16 protein-coding genes are annotated in these 15,400 nt (G+C 72.3%); 9 read left to right on the top strand and 7 right to left on the bottom strand.

The genetic code is table 11. The annotated features are described in order from the left end of the window. Positions 1 to 5: 5 nt before the first annotated feature. Positions 6 to 185, bottom strand: coding sequence for a hypothetical protein (locus ACQP0N_RS25180; RefSeq protein ID WP_433114593.1), 180 nt, complete (start codon positions 183 to 185; stop codon positions 6 to 8). Between ACQP0N_RS25180 and ACQP0N_RS25175 the strand changes: the two genes are divergently transcribed. Beyond that, positions 184 to 723: a hypothetical protein gene (locus tag ACQP0N_RS25175; protein WP_433114591.1), complete on the top strand. Its 540-nt coding sequence runs from the start codon at positions 184 to 186 to the stop codon at positions 721 to 723. The genes ACQP0N_RS25180 and ACQP0N_RS25175 overlap by 2 nt on opposite strands. Before the next feature lie 104 nt (positions 724 to 827). Then, positions 828 to 1,151, top strand: coding sequence for a hypothetical protein (locus tag ACQP0N_RS25170; protein WP_433114589.1), 324 nt, complete (start codon positions 828 to 830; stop codon positions 1,149 to 1,151). Between the two features lie 315 nt (positions 1,152 to 1,466). On the opposite strand, the gene ACQP0N_RS25165 is transcribed toward ACQP0N_RS25170, so the two are convergent. Continuing rightward, positions 1,467 to 2,117, bottom strand: a complete 651-nt coding sequence (locus ACQP0N_RS25165; RefSeq protein ID WP_433114587.1) for a hypothetical protein — start codon at positions 2,115 to 2,117, stop codon at positions 1,467 to 1,469. A 238-nt stretch (positions 2,118 to 2,355) separates the two neighbouring features. Between ACQP0N_RS25165 and ACQP0N_RS25160 the strand changes: the two genes are divergently transcribed. Continuing rightward, positions 2,356 to 3,000, top strand: coding sequence for a copper resistance CopC family protein (locus tag ACQP0N_RS25160; RefSeq protein WP_433114585.1), 645 nt, complete (start codon positions 2,356 to 2,358; stop codon positions 2,998 to 3,000). A 645-nt stretch (positions 3,001 to 3,645) separates the two neighbouring features. On the opposite strand, the gene gltX is transcribed toward ACQP0N_RS25160, so the two are convergent. The 3 genes from gltX to ACQP0N_RS25145 all read right to left on the bottom strand — a co-directional run bounded on the left by gltX (position 3,646) and on the right by ACQP0N_RS25145 (position 7,767). Continuing rightward, positions 3,646 to 5,016 carry a glutamate--tRNA ligase gene (gene gltX, locus ACQP0N_RS25155; protein WP_433121805.1) on the bottom strand — a complete coding sequence of 457 codons (1,371 nt, stop codon included), beginning with the start codon at positions 5,014 to 5,016 and terminating at the stop codon, positions 3,646 to 3,648. Between the two features lie 127 nt (positions 5,017 to 5,143). Next, entirely contained in the window at positions 5,144 to 6,421 is a 1,278-nt protein-coding gene (locus ACQP0N_RS25150) for an MFS transporter (RefSeq protein WP_433114583.1), read from the bottom strand. Further along, positions 6,418 to 7,767 carry a GH1 family beta-glucosidase gene (locus ACQP0N_RS25145; protein WP_433114581.1) on the bottom strand — a complete coding sequence of 450 codons (1,350 nt, stop codon included), beginning with the start codon at positions 7,765 to 7,767 and terminating at the stop codon, positions 6,418 to 6,420. Before ACQP0N_RS25145 ends, ACQP0N_RS25150 begins: the two co-directional genes overlap by 4 nt. 188 nt (positions 7,768 to 7,955) lie before the next feature. Here ACQP0N_RS25145 and ACQP0N_RS25140 point away from each other — a divergent pair, with 188 nt between their 5' ends. Continuing rightward, entirely contained in the window at positions 7,956 to 8,399 is a 444-nt protein-coding gene (locus ACQP0N_RS25140) for an SRPBCC family protein (protein WP_355051413.1), read from the top strand. A 268-nt stretch (positions 8,400 to 8,667) separates the two neighbouring features. On the opposite strand, the gene aceE is transcribed toward ACQP0N_RS25140, so the two are convergent. Next, positions 8,668 to 11,406: a pyruvate dehydrogenase (acetyl-transferring), homodimeric type gene (gene aceE, locus ACQP0N_RS25135; RefSeq protein WP_433114579.1), complete on the bottom strand. Its 2,739-nt coding sequence runs from the start codon at positions 11,404 to 11,406 to the stop codon at positions 8,668 to 8,670. A 174-nt stretch (positions 11,407 to 11,580) separates the two neighbouring features. Between aceE and ACQP0N_RS25130 the strand changes: the two genes are divergently transcribed. Further along, entirely contained in the window at positions 11,581 to 11,997 is a 417-nt protein-coding gene (locus ACQP0N_RS25130) for a hypothetical protein (protein ID WP_433114577.1), read from the top strand. A 26-nt stretch (positions 11,998 to 12,023) separates the two neighbouring features. Continuing rightward, a complete protein-coding gene (locus ACQP0N_RS25125) occupies positions 12,024 to 12,428 on the top strand; it encodes a secondary thiamine-phosphate synthase enzyme YjbQ (RefSeq protein WP_355051416.1) in 405 nt (134 codons plus the stop codon). 45 nt (positions 12,429 to 12,473) lie between these two features. On the opposite strand, the gene ACQP0N_RS25120 is transcribed toward ACQP0N_RS25125, so the two are convergent. Beyond that, positions 12,474 to 13,256 (bottom strand): helix-turn-helix domain-containing protein, encoded by a 783-nt coding sequence (locus ACQP0N_RS25120; RefSeq protein WP_433114575.1) that lies wholly within the window; start codon positions 13,254 to 13,256, stop codon positions 12,474 to 12,476. A 111-nt stretch (positions 13,257 to 13,367) separates the two neighbouring features. Here ACQP0N_RS25120 and ACQP0N_RS25115 point away from each other — a divergent pair, with 111 nt between their 5' ends. The 3 genes from ACQP0N_RS25115 (at position 13,368) to ACQP0N_RS25105 (ending at position 15,327) form a co-directional block, all read left to right on the top strand. After that, positions 13,368 to 14,027, top strand: a complete 660-nt coding sequence (locus ACQP0N_RS25115) for an MFS transporter (protein WP_433114573.1) — start codon at positions 13,368 to 13,370, stop codon at positions 14,025 to 14,027. Further along, positions 13,991 to 14,827: a hypothetical protein gene (locus tag ACQP0N_RS25110; RefSeq protein WP_433114571.1), complete on the top strand. Its 837-nt coding sequence runs from the start codon at positions 13,991 to 13,993 to the stop codon at positions 14,825 to 14,827. Before ACQP0N_RS25115 ends, ACQP0N_RS25110 begins: the two co-directional genes overlap by 37 nt. Positions 14,828 to 14,922: 95 nt before the next feature. Further along, positions 14,923 to 15,327: a MarR family winged helix-turn-helix transcriptional regulator gene (locus ACQP0N_RS25105; RefSeq protein ID WP_433121803.1), complete on the top strand. Its 405-nt coding sequence runs from the start codon at positions 14,923 to 14,925 to the stop codon at positions 15,325 to 15,327. Positions 15,328 to 15,400: the final 73 nt, after the last annotated feature.

Raw genomic sequence — 15,400 nt, 5'->3', positions numbered from 1 at the left:
TCCCATCACAACCGGCGGCCCTCCGACTCCGACCGGGGGAGGAGCCCGGTCGCTCCGGCATGCGCCGAAAGGGGTACGCCGGACGGTCGGTCCATCGAAGGGAGGACCCGGATCTCGTCTCCGGTGTCGAGGTCCGGGCCCTGCCGGTAGGCGACGCTGGTGGCGTCGACGGGGGAGGCCGCCATGGTGGTCGCGGTGATCATCGGTTGTGAGATCGCGTTCTGGGTGCTGATCGGTGCCGGGCTGATCGCCCGGTATCCGCTGCGCCGGCCACGGGTCGGTGCGGTGCTGCTGCTCTGCGTACCCTTTGTTGATCTGGCGCTGCTCGCCGCGTCGGTGATCGACCTGCGGCGCGGTGCCACCGCCGACTTCGGCCACGGCCTCGCCGCCGGCTACCTCGGCTTCTCGGTGGCCTTTGGGCACTCGATGGTGCGGTGGGCGGACCAGCGCTTCGCCCACCGGTTCGCCGGTGGCCCGCCGCCCGTGCGCCCTCCCCGCCACGGCTGGGCCCGCGCCCGGCACGAGTGGCGGGAGTGGGCCAAGGCACTCCTCGGCTGGGCCGTCGCGTGCGGCCTGCTCGGCGCGGCGATTCTCTGGGTGAACGATGCGGAAAGAACCCGTGAACTGGGCAACTGGATACGCAGTCTGACCACCGTGATCCTCATCTGGCTGGTCGCCTTCCCGGTCTGGGCGACCCTCTTCCCCGGTCGCCCGAAGCGCTGACCCCGGGGTACGCCGTGCGCAGGCCGTCGGTCCCGGCCAGTACGGTGACAGGGCACGTACGGGGGCAGCACCTGCGCGTGAGTGCGAGCGTGAGGAGACCGGGGATGGCGCACGGGGAGGCCGAGCACGGCTGCGCCCAGGGCGAGCCCTGCCGCCTGGGGCACCACGACCCGCAGCTGGCCGGCAAGCCTCGCCGGCCGGTCGGCCCGGCGGCGGCGCACCCGAGCGAGGCGCCCGCCGGGCGGCCGGAGGAGGAGATCCCACGCCAGCGGGCCGCCGAGCCGGTGACCCTGGGCGAGCCGGAGCCGAGTGACCCCGCTGGTTGCCTCAGTGAACTTCCTGGATGGGCGGGCGCCCACCGGCACGGCCCGGTCCGCCCACGTCAGCGGGGCACTCGACGGGAGCGCCCGCCACGCCGCTGGTGCTGACCCCAGGGGGCCGAGCACTATGGCCCGCTGAACCCGCGCCAGCGGTCGTGTGAGCGGGTCCGGCGGCGTCTTCCGGCGGTCGTGTGAGCGGGCCGGCGGCGTCTTCCGGCGGTCGTGTGAGCGGGCCGGCGGCGTCTTCCGGCGGTCGTGTGAGCGGGCCGGCGGCGTCTTCCGGCGGTCGTGTGAGCGGGCCGGCGGCGTCTTCCGGCGGTCGTGTGAGCGGGCCGGCGGCGTCTTCCGGCGGTCGTGTGAGCGGGCCGGCGGCGTCTTCCGGCGGTCGTGTGAGCGGGCCGGCGGCGTCTTCCGGCGCTCGTGTCAGCGGGTCCGGCGGCGGATCAGCAGGGCGATCCCGGCGAGGCCGACCGTGATGGTCAGCATCACCCCGACGTTGAGCAGCAGCAGTCGCTGCAACTCACCGAGCGCTTCGTCGATGTCCCGCACCGGATCCATCGTGTCCTCCGGCAGCACCCGCTCGCCGCCGCCCACGCCGCCACTGACCGTGTCGAACTGCCGCTCCAGCGGCACCCCGGCGGTGCGCAGCGTCTCGGACATGCTGAGTCGGCCCAGGAACCAGCCGGCGTTGGTCCGGCGACCGTCCGGCTGTTTGGCCGGGCGATAGACGCGCGGGCCGCCGGCCGCCTTGGGGTAGAGGTCGAAGGTCTGCTTCGGGGTCTCCCCGGCCAACACCACAACCGTGTACTTCGGACCGAGGTCGGCCGCCTTGGGGCCGGTCGGCATTCCGGTACGACCGAAGAAGTTGACCTGGTCGATGACCGCGAGGACGTGCGCGGGCTGGGTCTCGGACCGTAGCCGCAGAGGCTCGGTGAGCCCTTCGCCGGTGACGTCCACGCCGGCGGGCGCAGGCTTGGGCGCCGCGCTCGCCGGAACGGCGACGCCGAGCACCAGCACTGCCGCAGCCAGCGTGCCCGCCAGCACGGCGAGCCACCGCCTCATCTGTCGGACCATCCCGCCTCCTCGCCCCGTTCGATGGATGGCTTCGCCGTGACGTCCGGGTCGGTCGGCCGGTGACGGCACCGACCGGGTCGGTCCCACTCTCACAGACTCCGCAGAACGTCGATGGATTGCAGCTTGTGGAACAGTATTTGGAACTATCTGCGATCTCTGCTCGACTAATGAGGAGCTGTTTGATCAGCGGGCGGATCGTACCCTTACGGAGGGGTTCATGGGGGGCAGGGTTACACGGATGGCACGGGTCGTGCCAGTGGTACTCGGCGTGGCGTTCGGTGTGTCGTTACTGGCCCCGGCGACGCCAGCCGCCGCGCACAACTCGCTGACCGGCAGCGATCCGCGCGACGGCGCCCGGGTAGCCACCGCGCCCACCCGGATCGAGCTTCGTTTCCTGGCCAAGCCACCGCCGGCTACGACGAAGATCACAATAACCGGACCGGACAATGTGGTCGCCGGCGGGCGGCCCACGTTCGACGGCACCCGGGTGCGCGTGCCGTTCACGCCCGGCGCGGCGGGGCTCTACACCGTCGCCTACCAGCTGCCGTCGAACGACGGCCACCCGATCAAGGGCGAGGTGCGGTTCACCCTCACCACCGGCACGGCCGCCGACCCGTCCGCCAGCCCTGCGGACCCGTCCGCCAGCCCCGCAGCCCCCGGCCCGTCCGGCAGCCCTTCAGCGGCCAGCAGCCCGTCAGCGCCCGGCTCGCCCACGGCATTCCCGGCCGGACCCGTGTCGCCGTCGGCCGACACCGTGTCCGCCGTACCAGCCGCCGAGGAACGATCCGACTCCGGTAGCCGCTGGTGGCCCTGGGCCCTCGGCGGCGCGGTACTGCTAGCCACCCTGACAGTCACCCTGCTGCTCCGGCGCCGAACCCGCTAACCGCCCCAGGCCCCGCCCCCACGCCCCCCACGCCCCGGCCCGGGGCGTCGCCCTCGGGGCCCCGCCCGCGCCGATCTTGCACTTCCTGTGGCGACGTAACGGGCATCCAACCCCATACCGACAACCGAAACTGCAAGATCGGCGGGGCGGTGTGCGACGGCAGGGCATGGCTCGGCGACAGCCGCTGCATCCCGGCGCCGATCTTGCGCTTTCTGTGGCGACATAGCTCGCGTCCCACTCATATCGCCAGCCGAAACTGCAAGATCGGCGTAGCGGGGGGAGCGCAGACGCGACACCGCCTAAAGCGAGCCGACCCTTCGCCGCCCCGTCCCTCCGCCCCGCCGCGGCTCCGCCCCGCCGCGGCTCCGCCCCGCCGCGGCTCCGCCCCTGCCGCGCCGCGCTGCGGCTCCGCCGCCGCCGGCCCGCTCAGTCTGGGCCGATCAGGGACTTGTGGTGGGGGCGAAGTCGTCGTAAAGGTGCCCAGCCCGGCACCACAACTCCATGATCGGCGGGGCGGGGCGGGGCGGGGCGGGGCGGGGCGGGGCGGGGCGGGGCGGGGCGGGGCGGGGCAGGGCAGGGCAGGGCAGGGCAGGGCAGGGCAGGGCAGGGCAGGGCAGGGCAGGGCAGGGCAGGGCAGGGCAGGGGTTAGGTCAGGCGGAGGCGGGCTGCGCGCATTCTGGTCAGGGTGCGCTCGCGGCCTAGTACCTCGAGGGACTCGAACAGCGGCAGGCCCACGGTGCGGCCGGTGACCGCGACGCGTACGGGCGCCTGGGTCTTGCCGAGCTTGAGGCCGCGCTCGGCGCCGACGGCCTCCAGTGTCGACTTCAGCGACTCGGCGTCCCAGGACTCCAGCGCCTCGAAGGCTGCGACGGCGTCGTCCAGCAGCTCGCCCGAGCCGTCCTTCATCGTCTTCGTCCAGGCGGCCTCGTCGATCGTGGGCGAGGCCAGGAAGAGGAAGTCGACGTTCGGCACGATCTCGCTGAGCACCGCGATCCGGGTCTGGGCCAGCGGCGCCACGGCGGCGAACGCGTCGGCGTCGTACTCTTCGGGCTGCCACGGCGGCGGCGCGATGGTGCCGGTGCCGGTCAGCCACGGCTGGCAGGCGTCGATGAACTCGGGCACCGGCAGCGCCCGAATGTACTCCCCGTTGAAGGCGCGCAGCTTCTTCTCGTCGAAGAACGCGGGGGAGGGGTTGACCTCCTCCAGGCGGAACTCGTCCTCGATGACCGACCAGGGCACGATCTCCCGGTCGCCCGAGGGCGCCCATCCGAGCAGCATGAGGTAGTTGCGCATCGCGCCGGCGAGGTAACCCTCGTCGCGGTACGCCTCCAGGGCGACCTTGTCGCGGCGCTTGGAGAGCTTCTGCCGCTTCTCGTTGACGACCACCGGCACGTGCGCCCAGACCGGCGGCTTGACCCCGAGGGCGTCCCACAGGAGCTGCTGCTTGGGCGTGTTGGGCAGGTGCTCCTCGGCGCGGATCACGTGGGTGATGCCCATGGTCATGTCGTCCACGACGTTGGCCAGCAGGAACACCGGCGAGCCGTCGCCCCGGGCGATGACGAAGTCCTCGATGAGCTTGTTCTCGAAGGTGGGCTCGCCGCGGATCAGGTCGACGACCACGGTCGTGCCCTCGTCGGGCGTACGGAAGCGCAGCGCGTGGCCCGGCCCCGGCCCGAGGCCACGGTCGCGGTGATAGCCGTCGTAGCCCTGGTACTGCGAGCCGGTGCGGGCCTGTACGTCCTCGCGGGTGCAGTCGCAGTAGTAGGCCCGGCCCGACTCGTAGAGCCGGGTGGCGGCGGCCCGGTGCTCGCCGGCGTTCTCGGACTGGAAGTACGGCCCCTCGTAGCTGCCCCGGGAGATGCCGATCCAGTCCAGCGCGGAGAGGATGCCCTCGGTCCATTCGGGCTTGTTGCGCGCCGCGTCCGTGTCCTCGATGCGCAGCACGAACACCCCGCCCTGCTGCTTGGCGTAGATCCAGTTCTGCAGCGCCGAGCGGGCGCCGCCGACGTGGAACATACCGGTCGGGGAGGGGGCGAAGCGCACACGTACCGTCACGTCCTCCAGCCTACGGCGACCGTCGACCGAGTAAGGAAGGGCCCCTTCTTATCGCCTGGTGTTGTACAAGGTGCCCTTCCCTTTCACCTCAGGCGACCGAGCGGATCTTGACCACCAGGGCGCTGCCCACCACGGTGACCACGGCGGTGACCGCGTAGAGCGTCGGATAGCCGCCCAGGTGGACCACGAGCGGGGCGGAGAGCGCCGGACCGAGCACCTGGGGCGCCGAGTTGGCGATGTTGATCACGCCGAGGTCCTTGGCCCGGTCGGTGGCGCGTGGCAGCACCTGCGTGATCAACGCGGCGTCCACCGAGAGGTAGACGCCGTAGCCGGCGCCGAGCAGCAGCGCGGCGACGATCGCCATCGGCCAGGTGGGCGCGACGGCGAGCAACAGCGCCGCCACCGCCATGATCAGGCCGGAGACGATCACGTAGATCTTGCGCCGCCCGGAGCGGTCGGACAGCCGGCCGGAGACCACGGCGGTCAGCATCATGCCGAGCGTGTAGAGCAGGATCAGCACCAGCAGGCCGCCCTCGGGATCGGGATAGTGAACCCCGTCGGTGAGGAAATACAGCAGGTACAGGGTGCCCAGCGCGTTGCCGAGCTGGACCAGGAACCGGGTGATCCACGCCCAGGCGAAGTCCGGGTGCCGGCGCGGGCTGATCCACATCGAGGCGAACAGCGTGCGGACGCGCAGTGCCGGGCGGTTCGCGCGGGGCAGCGGGTCGTCGGGGGTGAGCAGCGCGAACGGCAGCGAGAGCAGCAGGATGGCCACCGCGATGGCCAGGTAGCCGGCGGCGTTCCCGGTGACCACGGCGGTGACCAGCACCGCCCCGAGGACCAGCCCGAGCGCCTGCGGGATACCCACCCAGCCCGAGACGCCGCCGCGCTGGGTCACCGGCACCCGGTCCGGGATGGCGGCGGTGAGGCTGGCCAGCATCGCGTTGAAGCACACCTGTGCGGCGACCCAGCCGACGGCGACCCCGAGGATCGTCCGCTGCTGGGCCAGCAGCACCAGCGCCGCCGCGCCGAGCACCGCGCCGCCGGCGGTCCAGACGTGCCGCCGACCGAACTCCCGACCGCCGATCCGCAGGCAGGTCCGGTCGGACAGCGCGCCCGCCAGGGGGTTGGCCAGCACCGCCGCCAACGCGCCCAGGCCGGTGACCACGGCCAGCATGGTCTCCTTGTCGCCGGGCGCGATCCGCTCGATCTGCTGTGGCAGCAGCACCTGGATAGGGGTGAAGAACGCCATCCACACGCCCAGGTTGGCGGCGAAGACCAGGCCGATCCAGCCGCGCCGCACCGGCACGGTCGGCTCGGCGAGCGCCGCCGGCAGCGACGCTGCCGTCGGGTCCACGGTGGTCACCGCGCCGACCCCGGCGCGCTGCCCGCGATCAGGTCCCGCAGCCAGGTGTACGACGACTTCGGCGTACGCCTCTGCGTGGCGTAGTCGACGTGCACCAGACCGAAGCGCTTGGTGAACCCCTCGGCCCACTCCCAGTTGTCCAGCAGCGACCAGACGAAGTACCCGCGGACGTCCACCCCGTCGTCGATGGCGGCCCGGACCGCCCGCAGGTGCCCGTCGAGGTACGCGATCCGTTCCGGGTCCGCCACCTGCCCGTGCGCGTCCGGCTCGTCGTCGTACGCGCAGCCGCCCTCGGTGATCTCGATGGGCGGCAGCGCGTCGCCGTACGTGTCCCGCAGCCAGCGGAGCAGCTCGTGCAGCCCGTCCGGGGCGACCGGCCAGTCGAAGGCGGTACGCGGGTAGCCGTCCAGCGGCACCAGGTCGAACGGCAGCGGCGAGCCCTCCTCGGCTGCCCGTACCCCGGTGGGGTTGTAGTAGTTGACCCCGAGCACGTCGATGGGCGCGGCGATGGTGTCCAGGTCGCCGGCGCGGACGACGGTCGGGTCGAGGCCGGGCAGGTCGGGGTACCCGCGTCCGAGCAGCGGGTCGGTGAAGAGCCGGTTGTGCAACGTCTCGTACGCGGCCCCGGCGGCCCGGTCGGCGTCGCTGTCGCCGAGCACCCGCACCGGCGAGTAGTTGTTGGCGATCGCGACCGGGCTGGTGGTGTGCGCCCGCAGCGCCTGTACCGCGAGCCCGTGGCCGAGCAGTTGGTGGTGGGCGACCGGAAACGCGTCGAAGAGCAGCATCTGGCCGGGGGCGTGCACGCCCATGCCGTAGCCGAGGCTCATCTGGATGAACGGCTCGTTGAGGGTGATCCAGAGCCGGACGCGGTCGCCGAGGCGGGCTGCGGTCCGCTCGGCGTACTCGGCGAAGTGGGCTGCGGTGTCGCGGTGCAGCCAGCCGCCGGCGTCCTCGAGGGGTTGCGGAAGGTCCCAGTGGTACAGGGTGGCCACCGGGTCGATCCCGGCGGCCAGCAGGTCGTCGACCAGCCGGTCGTAGAAGTCCAGGCCGGCGGCGTTGGTCGCGCCGCTACCGTCCGGCTGCACGCGGGGCCAGGCGATCGAGAACCGGTACGCCCCGACGCCCAACCCGGCCATCAGCGCCACGTCCTCGGCGTACCGGTGGTAGTGGTCGCAGGCGACCGCGCCGCTGCTGCCGTCGCTGATCCGGCCGGTCTCGCGGGCGAAGGTGTCCCAGATGGACGTTCCGCGTCCGTCGGCCGTGGTGGCGCCCTCGATCTGGTGGGCCGAGGTGGAGACGCCCCAGCGGAAGCCGTCGGGGAACTCGGGCATCGGTGCGGTTGACATGCGCCCTCCCGGTGAACGTGAAACGTGTTCGGGACTCTAGGACGCCGTCGATGAATGCGCCATAGGCCGGGCTGGCGTAATCCGCAATGGTTAATCGGCGTGTCTTTTTCCGAACCCGTCCGGGTAAGTCCGATTTGACGCATAGAGTGCCGATATCGTGGGATGTCCTCACTGGAGGCAAGACGGAAATGATCCTCGTGGAACGTAGTGCGCACGTGGCGGCGCCGATGGAAGTGGTCTGGGACGTCGTGCAGCGGGCCGAGCAGTTGCCGGCCTGGCTGGCGGGGGTTCGCGCGGCCGAAGTGCTCTCGGGGGAGGGCTTCGGACGGCGACAACTGGTCCAGGCGGGGCGCTCGGCGCATGAGGCCGAGGTGATCGCCTATCAGGAGCCGACGCTGATCGGCTGGCGGGAGCGGGCCAAGGGGGCCGGTGCCCGTGCGGAGGCGCGCACCGAAATCTACGTCCAGCTCACCGAGGACGAGGAGGAGGGCGGGACGGTCGTGCGGCTCATCGTGGTCCGCTGGCCGGCCGGCCCCGTCAAGGCGGCTCTGCTGCGCCTGGGCCTGCGCCGGGTCGGCGCCGACCTGGAGGACTCGTTGGCCCGGCTCACCGACCTGGCCGCCGTCGGCTGACCAGCCGTCCTTCCGGCGTCACCCGCCCCGGCGGTGGCCCGGCGTCCCCACCAGGAACGTCGGCCCACCGCCGCCGCATCTCTGCCGCCCCCGCTCCGCCCCGCTCCCGCCCCGTCGATCATGAACTCGTGGTGCCCGGAACGAGGCGACTTCACCGCTTCGTCCCCCACCACAACTCCATGATCGGCGGGGAGGGACGGGGCGGTGCGGGGGACAGCGTAGAAGGGCCCGGCGCGTTGGCGCCGGGCCCTTCTACGGTCGTGCGGGTTTAGCTGTCGCCGCCGGTCTCGCCTACCGGGGCGGCGTTGACGTCGTCGATCGCGTACTTCTTGGCGGCCTCGGCCGGCACGGTGGCCTCGACCGCGCCGCTGCGGGCGAGCTGCCGCAGCGTGGCGACCACGATCGACTCGGCGTCGACGTGGAAGTGCCGCCGCAGCGCGTGCCGGGTGTCCGACATCCCGAAGCCGTCGGTGCCGAGCGACGTGTAGTCGCCGGGTACCCAGCGGGCGATCAGGTCCGGTACGGCACGCATCCAGTCGCTGACCGCGACCTTCGGCCCGTCCGCGTCGGCCAGCTTCTGCGCGATGTACGGCACCTTGGCCTCGGTGCCCGGGTTGAGCAGGTTGTACTCCTCGGTCTCCACCGCGTCGCGGCGCAGCTCGGTCCAGGAGGTCACCGACCAGACGTCGGCGGCCACGCCCCAGTCCTGGGCGAGCAACTGCTGGGCCTTGAGCGCCCACTGCATGCCCGTCCCGGAGGCGAGGACGTTGGCCTTCGGGCCGTCGACCTGCGGCGCCGGCGAGTAGCGGTAGATGCCCTTGAGCAGTCCCTCGACGTCCACGCCCTCCGGCTCGGCCGGCTGCAGGATCGGCTCGTTGTAGACCGTCAGGTAGTAGAAGACGTTCTCCTGCGCGTCCCCGTACATCCGGTGCAGGCCGTTCTCCATGATGTGCGCGATCTCGAAGGAGAACGCCGGGTCGTACGCGACCACCGCCGGGTTGGTGGCGGCGATCAGCATCGAGTGCCCGTCCTCGTGCTGCAGGCCCTCACCGTTGAGCGTGGTGCGCCCGGCGGTGGCGCCGAGCAGGAAGCCCCGCGCCATCTGGTCGGCCGCGGCCCACAGCCCGTCGGCGGTCCGCTGGAACCCGAACATCGAGTAGAAGATGTACATCGGGATCATCGGCTCGTCGTGGGTGGCGTACGCCGAGCCCGCGGCGGTGAACGAGGCGACCGAGCCGGCCTCGTTGATGCCCTCGTGCAGGATCTGCCCGGTGGTCGACTCCTTGTACGACAGGAACAGCTCCCGGTCGACAGAGGTGTACCGCTGACCGTGCGGGGAGTAGATCTTCGCGGTCGGGAAGATCGAGTCGAGACCGAAGGTGCGTGCCTCGTCCGGGATGATCGGCACCCAGCGCTTGCCGAACTCCTTGTCCTTCATGATGTCCTTGAGCAGGCGGACGAAGGCCATCGTGGTGGCCACCTTCTGCTTGCCCGAGCCGCGCTTGACGTCGGCGAACCGCTCCGGACCGGGGATGGTCAGCCGCTTGGTGCTGGTCCGCCGCGTCGGCAGGTAGCCGCCGAGCTGCTCGCGGCGCTCCTGCAGGTACGCCAGCTCCTCGGACTTCTCGCCCGGGTGGTAGTACGGCGGCAGGTAGGGGTTGTCCTCCAGCGCCTTGTCCGGGATGTCCAGGTAGAGCCGGTCGCGGAAGGTCTTCAGGTCCTCCAGCGTCAGCTTCTTCATCTGGTGCGTGGCGTTGCGGCCCTCGAAGTGCGAGCCGAGCGTCCAGCCCTTGATCGTCTTGGCCAGGATGACCGTCGGCTGACCGGTGTGCTCGGTGGCCGCCTTGTAGGCCGCGTAGAGCTTGCGGTAGTCGTGCCCACCCCGCTTGAGGTTCCAGATCTCGTCGTCGCTCAGCGGATCGACCATCTTGCGGGTACGCGGGTCACGGCCGAAGAAGTGCTCCCGCACGTACGCGCCGGACTCCGCCTTGTAGGTCTGGTAGTCGCCGTCGGTCGTGGTGTTCATGAGGTTGACCAGCGCGCCGTCGGTGTCCGCGGCGAGCAGCGGGTCCCACTCGCGGCCCCAGACCACCTTGATGACGTTCCAGCCGGCCCCCCGGAAGAACGCCTCCAGCTCCTGCATGACCTTGCCGTTGCCCCGGACCGGGCCGTCCAGCCGCTGCAGGTTGCAGTTGATCACGAAGGTGAGGTTGTCCAGCTCCTCGCGGGCGGCCACACCGATCGCGCCCAGCGTCTCCGGCTCGTCCATCTCGCCGTCGCCGAGGAACGCCCACACGTGCTGCTGCGAGGTGTCCTTGATGCCGCGGTGCTGGAGGTACCGGTTGAACCGCGCCTGGTAGATCGCGTTCAGACCGCCGAGACCCATCGAGACGGTGGGGAACTCCCAGAAGTCCGGCATGAGCCGCGGGTGCGGGTACGACGGGAGACCGCCGCCCGGGTGCGACAGCTCCTGGCGGAACCCGTCGAGCTCGTGCTCGTTGAGCCGCCCCTCCAGGAACGCCCGCGCGTACATGCCGGGCGAGGCGTGACCCTGGTAGAAGATCTGGTCGCCGCCGCCCGGGTGGTTCTTGCCCCGGAAGAAGTGGTTGAAGCCCACCTCGTAGAGCGACGCCGAGCTGGCGAAGGTGGAGATGTGACCGCCGACGCCGATCTCCGGGCGCTGCGCCCGGTGCACCAGCATCGCGGCGTTCCACCGCACGTACGCCCGGATGCGCCGCTCGACGTGCTCGTCTCCCGGGAACCACGGCTCGCGCTCGGACGGGATGGTGTTGATGTAGTCGGTGGTGGTCAGGGGCGGAACCCCGACCTGGCGCTCACGGGCCCGCTCCAGCAGGCGCAGCATGACGTAGCGGGCGCGTTTGGCTCCCCGCTCGTCGATGACACCGTCAAGCGACTCGACCCATTCGCTTGTCTCTTCAGGGTCGATGTCCGGAAGCTGGCTCGGTAGGCCGTCGCTGATCACCGGGCGCTTGCGTTCCGTAGCCACAGGCGTTCCCTCGGTTGTGTGTGGGATAGGTCTCTAGCGCCATCCTGCCCCCTGGTGGCACCCGTCGTCACGTCTAGGTCCCCCGGACGCGATGCTGAACACAGGTACCCGCCGGTAACTTAGCGCTACGGCGGCCGGCCCGCCCGCTTGCCCGGGCTCGCTACGGTGCCGAATATGAACGGGCGGCGGGTGGTCAGCGGCGGCGTGATCCTCTCGGTCGGCGCGCTCGGGGCGCTGTTGTCCGTGCCGGTTCTCCTGGCCGGGGACACCGCCGTGCTGCCGATCACGGTTCTCGGCGTCGTGGCGGCGGCGCTCGGCGCGGTCCAGCTCCGCGCCGGATTGCGCGCGTCCGCGCCCCGACGGGCGCCTCGTCGGGTGCCCGGTCCGCGCCGACGGCACGCCGACACCAGCGTCCCCCTGATGTACTACGGCGACTCGGGCGGCGGGGACCGCTCCGACGGCGGCGACTCCGGGGGCGGCTTCTTCGGCGGTGAATCCGGCGGCGGCGGCTTCTTCGGCGGCGGCGGTGACTCCGGCGGCGGCTTCTCCGGCGGTGGTGGGGACTCCGGTGGCGGTGGCGGCGGTTCCTGATCGTCGGCTGCGGCAGAATGCGACGTATGCGCAGTGACGTGATCACCGTCCAGACCGGGTCCCGGCCGGCCGTCCGGGACATCACCGCCGAGGCCCAGAGCTTCGTCTCCGGCGAGGGGGACGGTCTGCTGCACGTCTTCGTGCCGCACGCCACCGCCGGGCTGGCGATCATCGAGACCGGGTCGGGCTCCGACGACGACCTGCTCACCGCGATCGACGCGCTGCTGCCCACCGACAACCGCTGGCGACACCGGCACGGCTCGGCCGGTCACGGACGGGACCACGTCCTGCCGGCATTCGTCCCGCCGTACGCCACGCTGCCGGTGCTCGACGGCCGGCTGGCCCTGGGCACCTGGCAGTCGATCTGCCTCGTCGACACCAACGGCGACAACCCCACCCGCCAGGTCCGCTTCTCGTTCCTGCCCGCCTGACGGCCCGCCTCTCACGATCGAGCGGGTCGCCCCGCCCGGTGGGGGTCAGACCTCTCCCAGCGCCCGACGTAGCTGCCCGGGCGTGTGGCCCAGGTGGGCGTGCAGCGTCCGGGTCAGGTGCGCCTGGTCGGCGAAGCCCAGCTCGGCCGCCAGTACGGCGAGGCTCGGCACCCCTTCGGTCAGCCGGTCGAGCGCACGCCCCACCCGCAGCCGGTTGCGGTAGCGGGTCACCGGCACACCGACCAGCGCCTGGAAGGACCGGCTCAGCCGGTACGGCGACACGCCGAGCGAGCGGGCCAGCGGGACGAGGCCGTCGGTGTGCGGCCCACCGTCGTGCAGTGCCGAGCGGGCCGCCTCCACCATCGCCCGGTCCCGTGGCGGCGCGTCGGCCGACGGACCGGTGGCGGCGCCGACCAGTCGAACCAGGCGTTCGGCGGCGGCGAAGCCCGCGTCGCCGAGGCGTACCGCCCGCAGCAGTCGCCGGTGCGCCAGGTCGATGCGGGCGTCCAGGTGCAGCACCGACGTGGCGGACCGGCCGGCGAGCAGTTCCCGCCACAGCCGGGGCGAGAGATGCACGGAGGTGCAGTCGTCGCCGCCGGCCGGGTGGGCGAACCGTTCCTCCTCGCCCGGCACCGTCAGGTAGCCCACGGTCGGGTCGACGAACTCCTCCCCGCCCCGACCGCGCCGCCGGAAGCCGCCCCGGCGGGCCAACACGATGCCGTGCGCCGTGGCGGGCTCCGGGCGCGACCAGCCGGTGTGGTCGTCCCGGCAGCGCACCGCGTGGACCACGAAGTCGGGCTGGCGCACGAGGGTGTGGCTGCTGCGCATGCCGTCAGGCTAGGCCCACCCGCCGACACGACACGCGACGTCGTACGTCGGATCTGGCGGCCGCAAGGATCGTCAAGACACGCGGCCGCCCAGGTCGACAGGGTGGCCGGCATGACTTCCACCACGACCACGCAGGGACGCCGCGCCCCGCTCGTCGTCCTGCTCACCGGGCAGGCGATGGCCTCGATGGACACCTCGATCGCGGCGGTCGCCGCCCCGACGATCCGGCTCGACCTGGCTGGGCCGCCGGCACTGGCCCAGCTGGTGTTGGCCGGATACACCCTGGCCTTCGCCGTGCTGGTCGTCGCCGGTGCCCGGCTCGGCTCCCGACACGGGCCGGCCCGGGTCTTCCTGCTCGGCCTCACCGGGTTCACCGTGGCGTCGCTGGCCTGTGGCCTCGCGCCGGGTCCGGTGACGTTGGTCGGCGTCCGCGTCGTGCAGGGCGCCATGGCGGCGCTCATGGTGCCGCAGGTCCTCGCCCTCATCCAGGCCACCTACGTGGGCGCTGCCCGAGGTCGGGCGATCGGGGCGTACTCGCTGATCCTGGCGCTCGGCGTCGCGGCCGGGCAGGTGGCCGGCGGCCTGCTCGTCACCCTGGATGCCGGCGGACTGGCCTGGCGTACCGCGTTCCTGGTCAACGTGCCGGTCGGCGCGGTGCTGCTGGTGGCCGGTCGGCGGGCGCTGGCCGCCGTGCCGACGGCGACCGTCCGGCCGGCGGCGCTCGACCTGCCGGGGTGCTGTTGCTGGCCGCCGCGATGCTGGCCCTGGTGACGCCGGCGGTGCTCGGTCGGGACCTCGGTTGGCCGGACTGGTCGACGCCGGCGGGGGTGGCGGCGGGCGTGATCGGCGTCGGCGTGTTCCTGCGCCACGAGAACCGCGTGATCCGGCGCGGAGGCACACCGCTGTTGGACGTGGCGGTGCTGACCCGTGCCGGCGTGCCGGCCGGGCTGCTCGCCGCCTGTCTGGTGATGGGTTGTTACGCCGGCTTCCTGTTCACCCTCACCCTGCGGTTGCAGGAGGGGCTCGGTTTCACCGCCCTCGCCGCCGGGCTGGCCTTCCTGCCCTACGCCGCCGGGTTCGCGCTCTGCGGCCTCGCGGTGTCCCGCCTGACCACGCGACTGCGCGACGTGCTGCCGCTGCTCGGCCCGCCGCTGTTGGCGGCCGTCGTGCTGCTGGTCGCGATGCTGACGCGGCATGGTTGGCCCTGGCTGCCCGGAAGCCTGTTGCTGCTCGTGGGCGGTGCCGCACACGCCGCCGGCTTCACCCCGCTGGTCGACCGGCTCGCTGCCGCCCTGCCGGCCGGTGCGGCGACCGCGTTCTCCGCGTTGATCTCCACCGGCACGCTGCTGGCCGCGGTGCTCGGCGTGGCCGTCATCGGTGGCCTGCACCTGGCACGGCCCGACACACCTGCCGCCGCACTGGTGACGGCCGTCCTGCTGGTGACCGTCCCGGTGGCTGCCGGGCGCTGCGCCCGCGCCCTGCGTCAGCCCGCGGGACCGTCGTTCGCCACGACCGACCCGGTGTCATCGTCCGTCGCCGTGCCGGCCGAGGTCAGCGAGCTCGAACGCTGAGCCGGCCGGGCGGACCCGTTGCGTACGATGTCACCGTGACGCCAGCGGACGGGCAGGTGGACCGCGCCGGGTTGGCCGCCGACGTGGTGCGTCGGATGGCGCACCTGACGGCGTCCCTGCGGCATCGGCAGGGCACGGCCTTCGCCGAGTTGGGGCTCACCCCGGCGGCGGCCCGGGCGTTGCACGAGCTGGACCCGGACCGGCCCCTGCCGGCACGTGACCTCGCCGACCGGCTGAGCTGTGACCGGTCGAACGTGACCGCGTTGGTCGACAAGCTGGAGCAGGCCGGCCTGGTCGAGCGTCGGACCGACCCGGCCGACCGCCGGCAGAAGACGCTCGTGGTGACCGGGGAAGGCCGCGTCGTACGGGACCGGGTGGCCGAGGTGATGTCCGACTCCCGACTCCTCGCCGGCCTGCGTGACGAGGAGCTGTCCACCCTGCGTGACCTGGTGTGGAAGGTGTCCGACGGCGGTTGTCCGGAGCCGTGCGACCCGCAGTGAGTCGACCCGTGCCGGCCGTGTCCCACTGGGCGACGGTGGCCCGCGTCGGTAATGCTGTCGGACGTGACCACCC

Source organism: Micromonospora sp. CA-246542, assembly GCF_050942905.1.
Lineage (GTDB): Bacteria > Actinomycetota > Actinomycetes > Mycobacteriales > Micromonosporaceae > Micromonospora.
This window is presented reverse-complemented; position numbering and strand designations above follow the sequence as displayed.